13 protein-coding genes are annotated in these 11,536 nt (G+C 69.1%); 9 read left to right on the top strand and 4 right to left on the bottom strand.

Annotated features, from left to right (window positions below):
* Window positions 1-99 precede the first annotated feature (99 nt).
* Both ACFHWT_RS28645 and ACFHWT_RS28640 read left to right on the top strand, forming a co-directional pair.
* On the top strand, window positions 100-930 hold the full coding sequence (locus ACFHWT_RS28645) for a hypothetical protein (protein WP_416597785.1): 831 nt from the start codon (window positions 100-102) through the stop codon (window positions 928-930).
* Between the two features lie 227 nt (window positions 931-1,157).
* The gene (locus ACFHWT_RS28640) at window positions 1,158-2,351 is read left to right on the top strand and encodes a helix-turn-helix domain-containing protein (RefSeq protein ID WP_416597784.1); all 1,194 of its coding nucleotides are present in this window, start codon (window positions 1,158-1,160) and stop codon (window positions 2,349-2,351) included.
* 27 nt (window positions 2,352-2,378) lie between these two features.
* Here ACFHWT_RS28640 and cutA read toward each other — a convergent pair whose 3' ends face one another.
* Both cutA and ACFHWT_RS28630 read right to left on the bottom strand, forming a co-directional pair.
* Entirely contained in the window at window positions 2,379-2,714 is a 336-nt protein-coding gene (gene cutA, locus ACFHWT_RS28635; RefSeq protein ID WP_416597783.1) for a divalent-cation tolerance protein CutA, read from the bottom strand.
* 190 nt (window positions 2,715-2,904) lie between these two features.
* Window positions 2,905-3,099: a helix-turn-helix transcriptional regulator gene (locus ACFHWT_RS28630; protein WP_416597782.1), complete on the bottom strand. Its 195-nt coding sequence runs from the start codon at window positions 3,097-3,099 to the stop codon at window positions 2,905-2,907.
* A 155-nt stretch (window positions 3,100-3,254) separates the two neighbouring features.
* Here ACFHWT_RS28630 and ACFHWT_RS28625 point away from each other — a divergent pair, with 155 nt between their 5' ends.
* From ACFHWT_RS28625 to ACFHWT_RS28615, 3 genes are read left to right on the top strand one after another with little or no spacing between them, the layout of a single operon-like run.
* A complete protein-coding gene (locus ACFHWT_RS28625; RefSeq protein WP_416597781.1) occupies window positions 3,255-3,494 on the top strand; it encodes a hypothetical protein in 240 nt (79 codons plus the stop codon).
* Between the two features lie 5 nt (window positions 3,495-3,499).
* Entirely contained in the window at window positions 3,500-3,724 is a 225-nt protein-coding gene (locus ACFHWT_RS28620) for a hypothetical protein (RefSeq protein ID WP_416597780.1), read from the top strand.
* 42 nt (window positions 3,725-3,766) lie between these two features.
* A complete protein-coding gene (locus ACFHWT_RS28615; protein ID WP_282232797.1) occupies window positions 3,767-3,904 on the top strand; it encodes a hypothetical protein in 138 nt (45 codons plus the stop codon).
* Window positions 3,905-4,183: 279 nt separating this feature from the next.
* On the opposite strand, the gene ACFHWT_RS28610 is transcribed toward ACFHWT_RS28615, so the two are convergent.
* Window positions 4,184-4,732, bottom strand: a complete 549-nt coding sequence (locus ACFHWT_RS28610) for a hypothetical protein (protein ID WP_416597779.1) — start codon at window positions 4,730-4,732, stop codon at window positions 4,184-4,186.
* Between the two features lie 524 nt (window positions 4,733-5,256).
* Between ACFHWT_RS28610 and ACFHWT_RS28605 the strand changes: the two genes are divergently transcribed.
* The 3 genes from ACFHWT_RS28605 to ACFHWT_RS28595 all read left to right on the top strand — a co-directional run bounded on the left by ACFHWT_RS28605 (window position 5,257) and on the right by ACFHWT_RS28595 (window position 8,748).
* Complete coding sequence (locus ACFHWT_RS28605) at window positions 5,257-5,874, top strand: TetR/AcrR family transcriptional regulator (RefSeq protein ID WP_416597778.1); 618 nt, start codon at window positions 5,257-5,259, stop codon at window positions 5,872-5,874.
* Between the two features lie 42 nt (window positions 5,875-5,916).
* The gene (locus ACFHWT_RS28600) at window positions 5,917-8,139 is read left to right on the top strand and encodes an MMPL family transporter (RefSeq protein WP_416597777.1); all 2,223 of its coding nucleotides are present in this window, start codon (window positions 5,917-5,919) and stop codon (window positions 8,137-8,139) included.
* 66 nt (window positions 8,140-8,205) lie between these two features.
* Window positions 8,206-8,748: a YbhB/YbcL family Raf kinase inhibitor-like protein gene (locus ACFHWT_RS28595; protein WP_416597776.1), complete on the top strand. Its 543-nt coding sequence runs from the start codon at window positions 8,206-8,208 to the stop codon at window positions 8,746-8,748.
* A gap of 83 nt (window positions 8,749-8,831) precedes the next feature.
* Here ACFHWT_RS28595 and ACFHWT_RS28590 read toward each other — a convergent pair whose 3' ends face one another.
* Window positions 8,832-9,623, bottom strand: coding sequence for a hypothetical protein (locus tag ACFHWT_RS28590; RefSeq protein ID WP_416597775.1), 792 nt, complete (start codon window positions 9,621-9,623; stop codon window positions 8,832-8,834).
* Window positions 9,624-9,977: 354 nt separating this feature from the next.
* Between ACFHWT_RS28590 and ACFHWT_RS28585 the strand changes: the two genes are divergently transcribed.
* Window positions 9,978-11,525, top strand: a complete 1,548-nt coding sequence (locus ACFHWT_RS28585) for a peptide deformylase (protein ID WP_416597774.1) — start codon at window positions 9,978-9,980, stop codon at window positions 11,523-11,525.
* Window positions 11,526-11,536: the final 11 nt, after the last annotated feature.

Genomic DNA, 11,536 nt, shown 5'->3' with positions numbered 1-11,536 from the left:
GGAAACGATCTCCTGTGTCATCGGGCTGCACTTCTACAGGATCGCCTGTGAATAGACCTCCATGGCGACGATTACGCCAGCGCGCTCGCCCTGTTGCCGGTGCTGATCGGCAAAGCCCGTAGCCTTCTCGACGCGAGTGGCGGTGATCAGCGGGTCGCTGGCGCGGGGCAGCTCGCTCAGGCGTACCAGATCGCCGGGACGGCGTTGATCCAGCTCCGGCGCTTCGATCTTGCCTACCATGCGCTGAATCGCGCGCTCGACGTCGCGGACGAGTCCGGAGACGAACTGGTCGCCGCGTCAGTCGTCACCACGATGTGTTGGCTGTTGCTCCGGCAGGGCCGGTTCGACGAGGCCGAGCGGTTGGCCCTCGCCACGGCGGACGCGATCGAGCCACGCTTCTCCCGTACGGAGCCGACTCGGCTGGCGGTCTGGGGCTGGCTCATGTTGCGCGGGTCGGCTGCCGCGATCCGCGATGGTCGCGCCGACGACGCCGGCGGAATGCTCGACGCCGCCGGTGCGGCGGCGGTCCGGATCGGCGAGCAGCTACCAGCAGACGTGGCTCTCCGCATGCCGGTGACCATGGGTGCCTTCTGTCCGGTGACCGTGGAGATGAAGCGGGTAGAGATGTCGGTCGTGGCGGGCGACCCGGTCACGGCGCTCGCGTTGGCGGAACGCGTACCGCCGGGGAGCGGCCGGGCCACGTCGGACAACCGGAATCGTCACCAGCTCGACCGGGCCTGGGCCAACACCGAACGCGGCGACCTGGCCGAAGCGACGCGCATCCTCTCCGGGCTCCGTGCGATGTCGCCCACGTGGTTGCGGCATCAGCGGTACGCCCGGGACATCGTCACCACGATCCTGACCCGCCGCCGTCGGCCGGTAAGCCAGGAGCTGGCCGCGCTGGCTGACCTGCTGGGTGCGGGTTCCTGAGCATCCTTGACGGATTGCATATGCCCGCATCGGGGGCATGATCGACGCCGTCGCCTCGGACGCGACGCGGTAAACGATCACTCGTTCCTGCGCCGCTGCGGAGACGAGAGCGTCGGTCACATCCGGCGGCAACAATGTGATCATCACTGTGCGGTACGGTTGTCAGCGGCGAGCGTCGAAGCATCGCTGACGCGGCGCCGATCTTCCGGCGATCAGGGATGGTCGAGATGGCAGAGTCAGAAGGTTCAAGCTTCTCCCGTCGACTGGGTCAACTGCGGATTGAGCGCGATATGTCGCTGCGTCAGCTGGCTAGGGCGACCTTCTACAGCAAATCCTATCTGCATGAGCTGGAAAACGGCTCCAAGCGCCCAACGGCGCAGGCCGCCCAGCGTCTCGACTCTGCGCTCCGAGCCGGCGGTGAATTGTCAGCACTAGCTGACACACAAAGGGCTCTCAGCCGCCGCCAGTTCGTAGCTGGAGCCGGTCTCGCTGCCGCGCTTCCGCATACCTATCTGGGTCACGGCCGCCAGATCGGTGTAGACCTTCCGAACAAATTGGTGGAGCGTACCGCGCGGTTGCGTCGTCTGGACGACTTCCTCGGCGGAGCGGATACCTACCAGATGTACGCCGCTGAGCTCGATTCAACGGACCGGCTCATCCGGGACGGACGTTACGCCGAGGATACCCATCGACGGTTGTTGGCGGTGCTCGCCGAGCAGGCGCAGTTGGCTGGCTGGGCCGCCTTCGACGCGGGCCGTCACGGCGACGCGGAGCGGCTGTACCAGGCGAGTCTGACCGCTGCTCAGGAGGCGGACAGCCCGGCGCTTGCCGGCAACGCGCAAGCGTTTCTTGCCTACCAGGCGATCGCGCTCGGCCGGTCAGGCTTGAATCTGGCTATCGCGGCGTGCGAGACAGCGAAAGAGGGCGCAACTCCCAGGGTCCTGACCCTTCTGCACTGCCGCCGGGCCTGGACTCACGCCCTTCAGGGACAGGCAGCAGAAGCGGAACGGCAGCTCGATACAGGCGCACGGTGGCTGAGCGCCGCCGGTGACCGAGCTGAGCCAGATTGGGTCTACTGGGTGGACGACGTCGAGGTCGACATCATGACTGGCCGCTGCTGGTCGGTGCTGCACCGGCCGATGCGCGCGATATCGGTGCTGGAGCACGTCCTGGCGCTGTACAGCGACACGCATGCCCGTGACAAGGCGCTCTATCTGACCTGGCTCGCTGACGCCTACCTCGACGCCAACGAGGTGGAACAGGCGTGCTCCGTGGCGGGCAAGGCAATGCGGTTGGCGGCGGGAGTCGGGTCGATCCGCCCAGCTCAGCGAATCGACTCATTCATGTCGAGGCTGGAGCCTTACGCGGCACTCCCATGTGTCGTCGACCTACATGGCCAAGCGGCGGAGATGAGCCGGTAGCGTCGCCCGGCCAGGGCAGCTTCAATGTCAACTGCCTGGTGTGGCTTCGTCCGTCGACGATCGAAGCCACTCCAGACATGCTGCCGATCCTGCCACGATTGCCGTAGCGGTGATCTGCGGGTTCTGCCAGGGATGGTGCGCGAGTAGGTGGCGCTCCAAGGCTTCGTACCGGGCGGCCGTCGTGTTGAGTAGCACCTGCCACTCTTCACCCTCGCCCTGGACGCCGAGATGCCAGAAGACGCTGATCGCGGGGCCAACCACCTGGGCGTTACCAGCCAGGCGAGCATGTACCGCCGATCGGGCGAGGGCTACTGCGGCATCACGTGTCTCGACTGCGGTCGACACCTGTAGATAGTCGCTCATGGTCCCAGGCTAACGCCTGCTCCCGCGGATCCGGTGTCTGCGGACAGCAGATGGTATTCGGCGGACGTCCCCGCTATCGCGTCTTGTGCCAGCGGCCGTGAGTATCGGTTTGTCCTTGCGGACTCCGGTCCTGTTGCGGGTGTTGGTAAACGGACGCCACCGTACGAGGAAGCGCGAAGGTGAATGGGCATCAGTCTTCTTGTTGGGTCGAGCGGTGGGTGCGGATCCACTCGGCGACCTCGTCGCGGTCCCAGATCCGCATCCGGCCGGAGGCGACGAGCGCGACCGGCGCCGGGAAGCTCGCCCGGTTGGTGATCTCGGTGGCGCGGGTGCGCGATACGCCGCCGAGCATCTCGGCGACATCGGATAGCGCGACGACTCTCACGAGCTGAACGTAAGCACCAGCACCCCGTGAACCTTGACAGTTGCAAGGTTGCCTGTGGACGGTCGTGGATGCTGTCCGAGCGAGACATCAGCGGTGTAACTCCGTGAGCTTGATCGATTGCGTGGAACGAGAACGATCTTGAATGGGAGAGAGCAGTGATCGTCGAAATGATTCGTGAACTGGTGGTGCGGTGGCGGGAGTGGCGGGATGGGCGGTCGGCGGCGTCGAAGCGCCTGGCCCGGCTCGACGAGGAGCGGGCGGCGGCTCGGCAGCGGCGGTTGGCGGGCAACCGTGGGCACCGCTGGTCGTCCGAGCCGACGATGCTCACTCCGACGCTGCGTCCGCTGATGACCTACGGTCAGATGGTCGGCTACCGCGTACCGGCTGGGTTGTGATCCTGATGGACGACGGTGCGAGCGAGTCGGGTCCGAACGCCGACGCCGACGACTCCTACTCCACCCGCGAGTGCGGGACCGACGAATCGGCCGAGGTGGCTCTCACGCTGCGGTGGAGCTTCGAGGACTTGAAGGCTGAGCACGGTGAGGCTGGTGCCCGCCGGATCCTCGCTGAGGTCCTTGCCCGGTGGCAGGCCAACGGCGGCGAGCCCGTGTCGTTCGACGACTGACGACGGGTGACCGCGTCGGATTCATGGGAGAGGGACGGATCGATGTGGGATATAGGGGCGCTGTTCAGCGCGGCACTGCTGGGCTTCTGCGCCGGGCTGTGGTCGTTCAAGGTGAAGTCGCGATGGTGCCCGGACTGCGGGCGTACGACGTACCCGTTGGCGGATCGGCGTGGCGGGTAGTCGGCTGCTCCGCACGCCTGAGCCGAGGCCGGGTGACGTCCTGGTGGTCGGTGGTGAGGCCAGTGTGCAGTTCGCTGGCGAGCGCAGGCTGCGGTTTCGGGTGATCTCGGTGGACCCCAAGCCGACGTACGAGGGCTGGCTCTGGGTCACGGGTTATGTGGTCGACAAATCCGGTGATGCCGCAGAGCGGCGGGAGATATTCGTGCAATGTGATGGACTCTATCGTCTGCCCCGGCGCGACGGGTCGTAACCCTGCCCGGCGGCCGGGTCGGACGGTGGTCAGGCGGCGCGGTTGTAGACCGTGATCGTCAGGGTGATCGAGCTGAATACGGTGTATCCCATCCGGACGTCTTCGCGGTTGAACCGCACCGAGGCGAAGCGGTCCTCGTTGGTGATCGCGCAGGTGTACCTGGTCTCGGGCAGGTCCTCGTCGAGCGTCAGTTGGTACTGCGCCGTCGCCTGCTGGCAGAGATCCGGGCCGTCACCCGTGGCTTGCCGTAGCTCGGCGTTGTTGATCGCCTCGAGGCCGATGGTGCTGAACCGAAGATCGGCCCGGCCCGTCTCGTCGTAGCCCGCGACGTCCCAGTCCGGCGCGAGTGAGTCGAGGTCGATCTCCGTTCTCGCGGAGAGGGGGACGACGGTTTCTGCCCGGTGCACGGTCACCGATGTGCCGCCGGTCGCGGGATCCGGCCCGGCAGTGGTTGGCGACGAACCCGACGAACTCGACGCAGTGGTCCTGGTCGGGCTCGGTGCCGGCGCGCCGGCCTCCGGTGCCGCGCCCGGCCGCGCCGACCAACCGACGATGCCCGCCCCGATCAGCGCCAGCACCAGCGCGCCGGTGAAACCAAAGCGAGGGCCGCCGGCCGTACGCCATCTGAAAGCGAGCGCGACCCCGCCGACGAGCAGACTGCCCGCGATGAGCCGCAGCCCCGCCGTGGGGTGCTCGGTGAAGAAGGACGCGACACCGGCGACCGACCCGGCGATGGCTGCCGCCTGAATGAGCCGGTCAACCCAGTTGATCTTCTGCCGGGGCGTGGACGGATCTGTGCGCGGCGGCGGTGGATCCACGATGGCCGGCACGGCCCCAGGCTACCAAGCCGCACACAGCATGACCGCGACGAACCATTGACTTGTACCGCTTTCACCTTCGGGTCGGACTCTCAACGAACTCTCATCGAGTTCCCGTCGGGCTTCTATCTGCTTCGGGTGGAATTGCCGGACGAGATTGAGGTCGAGCAGGTCGCTCATGTGAGTTGCTTCACGTTCTGACCGATCGGTCAGGGGTTCGGCGATCGCTCCGGCATCCTTGGTCGCGGACCGTGACCGGGTGTCGAGCCACAGGAGGTGACCAGATGACGGAGACCGGCCGGGGCGGCGCGGGGCGGCCCGAGCTACGCGAACAGATCCTCGACGTGGCCGCCCAGCGCTTCGCGGTGGTCGGCTTCCGGGGTGCCTCCCTTCAGGACATTGCCGCCGAGGTGGGCTGCGCCAAGGCGTCCCTGCTCTACCACTTCGACAGCAAGGACGCGATCCTCGCCGCCCTGATGAACCCGGCGGTCGCCAGCCTGGCCCAACTCGACCGGCACCTGGCCGGACTCGACGACGAGACCGCCCGCCGTACGGCGATCGACGGCTTCATCGAGCTGTGCCTGCGCTACCAGCGGCAGATCGCGGTGCTCTACGCCGAGATCCCGCAGATGCTGCACCAACCCGCCTTCTGCGACCTGGAACAGATGATCGACCGGCTGCTCGACGCCCTCACCGGTCGGTCCGGGCGCCTGGAGGACCGGTTCGCCGCCCTGGTGGTGCTGGCCGGGGTCGCCGCCGCCAGCTCCAAACACCTCGACCTCGACGCCGACCGGCTCCGCCCGCTGCTGGGCCAGGTGATCGACCGGACCCTCGGCGAACCGGGCCCGGCGCGCAACCGAGACCTGACGCCAGCTGAGGGCCCGAAGCCCGGCGCCAGCTGAAACCCGAAGTTCCGTAACGACCGACACGACAGAGGATGCCGCATGGCCACCCTGCTATACCGGCTCGGCCGGACCGCCTTTCGCAAACGACACCTGGTCGTTTCGATCTGGTTGATCGCCCTGGTCGGTCTCGGCGTCGCCGCGCTCACCCTGCGCGGGCCGACCGCCAGCGACTTCAACATCCCCGGCACCGAATCCCAGGAGGCGCTGGAACTGCTGCAGGAGCAGTTCCCGGAGGCCAGCGGGGCCGGCGGCACGATCGTGATCGCCGCGCCGGAGGGCGAGCAGCTCACCACCGCCGAAGGCCAGGCCGCCGTCATGCAAGTGGTCGGGGAAGCCAACCAGATCCCCGGCGTGATCGCCGCACTCGACCCGTTCCAGACCGGCAGCGTGTCACCCGACGGCCGGTTCGCCCTGGTCAACGTCCAGTTCGCCGAGCCGAACGACGAGGTCAGCGACGAATCGCGCCAAGCGTACGAAGCGGTCGGTGGCCCGGCCCGCGACGCCGGCTTTCAGGTGGCCCACGGCGGCGAGGTGATGAGCACCGAGCCGCACGTCGGCTCCCAGGAGGGCATCGGCGTGGCGATCGCCCTGGTCGTCCTGATCATCACCTTCGGCTCGCTGGTCGCCGCCGGCATGACGATGCTGAACGCGTTGATCGGCGTCGGCGCCGGAATGGCCGGCCTGTTCGCACTGAGCGGCGTCATCGACCTCACCTCCACCGCCCCGGTGCTGGCCCTGATGCTCGGCCTCGCCGTCGGCATCGACTACTCGCTGTTCATCACCTCCCGGCACCGGCAGCACCTGCTCGAAGGGCTGGAGCCGGAGGAGGCGGCCGCCCGTGCCGTCGCCACCGCCGGCTCCGCGGTGGTGTTCGCCGGCGCCACCGTGGTCATCGCCCTCGCCGGTCTGTCCGTCGTCGGCATCCCGTTCCTGACCGTGATGGGTCTGGCCGCCGCCGGCACGGTCAGCGTCGCCGTCCTGGTCGCGATCACCCTGCAGCCGGCGCTGCTCGGCTACGCCGGACGCCGGGTGCTGCCGCGCGGCAAGCGGGCCGTCGACCCGGCCGAGGCACCGACCACCCACGAGAACTCCGAATCCTTCGGGTTCCGCTGGGCCCGACTGATGGTGAAGCTGCGGATCCCGGTGATCGTGCTCGGCGTGGCCGGCCTCGGTGCCCTGGCGATCCCCGCCGCCGACATGCGGATCTCCCTGCCCGACGCCAGCACCGCCCCGCTGGGCAGCAGCGAACGGACCGCGTCCGACCTGACCACCGAAGGGTTCGGCCCCGGCTTCAACGGCCGGCTGATCATGGTGGTCTCCGGTGAATCGGCGGAGGCCACCACCGCCGCTGCCGGTCAGATCACCGGTACGGTGCAGAGCCTCGACGGCGTACTGATGGTCGCGCCGCCGCAGCCCAGCCGCGACGGGCAGACCGCGATCCTGGCAGTCATCCCGGCGACCGGCCCCACCGAAGCCGCGACCGAGGAACTCGTCGAGCGGATCCGTGAGGAGATCGCCGTACTCGGGTTGGCCCCGGACGACGACGGCCCTGCCACGGTCGCGTTGACCGGTGTCACCGCCGTCGGCATCGACGTCTCCGACAAACTCGCCGACGCGATGCCGGTCTACCTGCTGCTGGTCGTCGGGTTGTCGATCCTGCTGCTGATGCTGGTGTTCCGGTCGATCCTGGTGCCGGTGAAGGCCGCCGCCGGCTTCCTGCTGACCGTCGGTGCGGCGTTCGGTATCACCGTCGCGGTCTTCCAGTGGGGCTGGCTCGCCGACCTGGTCGGCCTGGACACCCCGGGCCCGCTGGTCAGCTTCCTGCCGATCCTGCTGATCGGCATCCTGTTCGGCCTGGCCATGGACTACGAGGTGTTCCTGGTCTCCCGGATGCGGGAGGACTTCGTGCACGGTGACACCGCCGTGCAGGCCACCGTCAACGGGATGGGGCACGGTGCCCGGGTGGTCACCGCCGCCGCGCTGATCATGATTTCGGTCTTCGGTGGCTTCATCCTGGTCGACGACCCGGTGATCAAGTCGATGGGCTTCGCGCTGGCGATCGGCGTGCTGATCGACGCGTTCGTGGTGCGGATGACGATCGTGCCGGCGGTGATGTCGCTGCTCGGCCGGGCCGCCTGGTGGCTGCCGGGCTTCTTCAGCCGGATCATGCCCAACGTGGACATCGAAGGCGAGCAGCTGCGGGCCCGGCTGGCCGCGCGGCGCGACGCCGAGCTGGTCGGCAGCGGAGTCAACCGGTCCTGACCCGATTCCACCCGGCACCGGTGCGCTGGGCTGCGTACCGGTGCCGGGTGCGGCAGGATGCCAGGCATGAACCTGGACCGACCGATCGCACCTGATCCGTACGACCTGCTTCTGCCGGTCGACTCGTTCACGTTGACCAGCACCGACCTCTCCGACGGCGGGCCGCTGCCGACGGCCCACGTCTTCACCGGAGCCGGCGGGGCGAACCTCTCCCCGCAACTGTCCTGGTCGGGCTTTCCGGCGTCGACCAAGGGGTTCGTGGTGACCTGTTTCGACCCGGACGCGCCGACCGGTTGCGGGTTCTGGCACTGGCTGCTGGTCAACCTGCCGGCGTCGGTGACCGAGCTGGCGCAGGGTGCCGGCGGTGACCCGGAGAAGGCGGCACCGGGCGCGTTCGGCGTACGCAACGACTTCGGTAACGCCGGGTACGACGGTGCCGCGCCGCCGGCCGGTGACCGGCCGCACCGGTACATCTTCGCGGTGCACGCCCTCGACGTCGAAGGGCTCGACCTCGGCCCGACGGCGACCCCGGCGTACGTCGGCTTCAACCTGGCCTTCCACACCCTCGCCCGGGCGAGGCTGACGGCCACCTACCAGCAGCCGGGCTGACCGCGCGGCCGGCCGCTGCCCGAGCGGCCGGTGCCGACACCGCTAACCCGCGTGGCCGGGTCGTCCGGCCGCGCGGCGCGCGGTCACGGCCGGATGCAGCAGCCGGGGCAGATCTTCGGGTCGGGCAGGGTGAACGCCAGACAGCAGGTCCGGCGCTGCACGGTGACCGCCCCGTCCTCGCCGGGCACCAGCTCGATCAGGTCGCCGATGTCGAGCGCGTCGAGCAGCGTGCCGATCGTGGCGGTGGACGAGCCGGGCAGCGCGTCGGCCGCCTGCAGCACCGCGTAGGCGATGCCGGAGGACAGGGAGCCGAGCAGTGTCCGCGGGCCGAGTTTCACCCGGCTGTGGATCTCGTCCAGCAACGGGCTCATGTGCTGGTCGAGCAGGGAGATCCGCAGGACCCGGAGCAGCTCGGCCTCGTCGGCCACGACCAGCACCTCGGGCAGCCCGGCCGCCGCGATCGGGTCGTGCGGCAGCACCGCCACCGGGATCCCGGTGCGCAGGCCGACGTCGACCAGCGGGCCGTCGTCGTCCATCCGCAGCAGTACGTCGTCGGCGCGCATCAGCGGCACCCGGCGGGCCGACGCCCAGCCGAGCGCGACCGGCAGCGCCACCCAGTAGCTGTACGCCTTCCAGGCGAGGGCGGCTGCGGCGTGCCGCTTCGCCTGCCAGCGCCGGGCTGCCGAGTCGAGCATCAGGGGCAGTTGGTCGCCGTGGATCAGCTCGGTGGCGGGCAGCCAGCCGGTCTGCTCGTCGACGAGCAGACCGGCGTGCAGGCCGGGTAGGTCATCGGTGCCGAACGCGGTGCGCAGCGTGGCGGTGATCGGGGCCAGCGGAGCGGCGGCGCGGGCCCGGGGGTCGATGACGGCGGTCACGATGAGCAACCGTCGATCGGCGCGGTGGCAACCGGGCAGGTCACGGTGGCAACCGAGAAGGAGGTGGCGCTCCCGTGGTCAACCGGGTCGCACGCGCCTCGCCGCAACGTTCTCACCTTTCGATCCTTCCGACAGCCGCCGATGGTTCACCCTAGCTTGCTAAGGCTAGGCTAACCAGAGTATTGGCGAAACTTCCAGCCGGGGTGGTGACACTCCGTGGCGGTGGGTGATGGGTAAATCTCACAGAGTGTTCCGATCCGTGCTGTCAAGTGCTCTGTCGGCAACGCGCCAAATCCGACCGGGGGTACGAGTCGGAAAGCAGACTGTGGATCCGGCCTGAGGGGACGCCTTGCGATGACCAGCTCGCCCATCGACCGCGCTGCGGACACCTTCGCGGCCGAGCTCGCCCAGTGGCGTCTGGACCGGGCGATGACCAAGAAGCAGCTGGCCGCCCGGATGGGCTTCGACCCGTCGTACATCAGCCATGTCGAAGGCCGCCGGCACCGCCCCACCGAGGACTTCGCCCGCCGGGCCGAAGCGGTGCTCGGCGCCGGCGGCGCGATCTGGCAGCGCTACCAGGAGTACGACGAACTGCGGCACAGCCGTACCAGCACCCCGCCGCGCGACCCACCGGTGCCCGAACAGTGGATGCCACCCGGCACCGGGCTCATCGTGGAGCAGGAGGTGGCCACCCTCGCCTACCGGGACGGCTACTACCACTGCACGATCCGGCGGGCCCTCTACAACGCCGGCACCGACCCGGTCACCCGCTACCTGGTCCGGGTCGCCGTCGACCGGTACCCCGACGACCCGGACCGGTCCAACCGGCACCACCGGGAACACCCGCTCACCTTCGTCGAGCTGGACCTGCACGCCTTCTGCGGCACCCCCGGGCACCAGGAGCCGATGCAGTGGCGCAAGAAGCACGACCGGGACGCCTTCAAAGAGGTCTGGCTGCTGTTCGAGAACGCCGACGGCCGGTTCCCGCTGTATCCGGGGCAGCGCACCAGCATCGAGTACACCTACCGGGTCGGTCAGGAGAAGTGGGGGCAGTGGTTCCAACGCGCCGTCCGGCTGCCCACCCGGCAGCTCACCGTACGGCTGGATTTCCCGGAAGCGTTCGACCCCCAGGTCTGGGGGGTCGAGACGTCCCTGTCGGCGGAGGACGCCCCGCTGCGTACGCCGGTGCGCCGGCAGCGGGTGAACGGCCGGTCGGTGCTGGAGTGGTCAACCGACGCGCCGCTGCTCAACGCCCGGTACCGGCTGGAGTGGCGGTTCCGGTCCGGGCCACCGACCCACGCCAGCGGTCAGACCGGGTCACCGGCCGAGCCCGAGCCGCGGCCGGAGCCGCGGGCCAGCGAACGGATGCGGGCCATCGGGATCGTGCAGCGCGGCGCCGAGATGCTCCGGCAGCAGGTGCAGCCGTTCGAACTGCCGGCCGACGAGGCGGTGGCGTTGGACACGGTCGCCCGGCTGCGGGCCATGCTGGCCCGGCTCGACGAGCTGCACCCGTTCGGCAAGGGGGTGGGCCTGGCCGCGCCGCAGATCGGGCTGCCCTGGGCCGCCGCCCTGGTCCGGCCACCGGAACCGGGAGCCGAGGCGCTGGTGCTGCTCAACCCGCGGGTCGTCGATGCCTCGGTGGAGACCGACGACCAGTACGAGGGCTGCCTGTCCTACTTCGACGTGCGTGGGCTGGTGCCACGTCCGCTGCGGATCGACGTCGAACACTCCCGGTTCGACGGCGGCCGGGTGATCACGTCCTTCGAACGGGCGATGGCCCGGCTGGTCGCGCACGAGATTGACCACCTGGAGGGCCGGCTGTACGTCGACCGGATGGCACCGGGGACCAGCCTGGTGCCGGTCGAGGAGTACCGGGACAGCGGCCGGCCCTGGGTGTACTGACCGACCATAGT

The sequence above is a fragment of the Micromonospora sp. LOL_021 genome (assembly GCF_048060215.1).
Taxonomy (GTDB): domain Bacteria; phylum Actinomycetota; class Actinomycetes; order Mycobacteriales; family Micromonosporaceae; genus Micromonospora_E.
The sequence above is the reverse complement of the archived record's forward strand: the minus strand, read 5'-3'. Positions and strand labels throughout refer to the sequence as shown.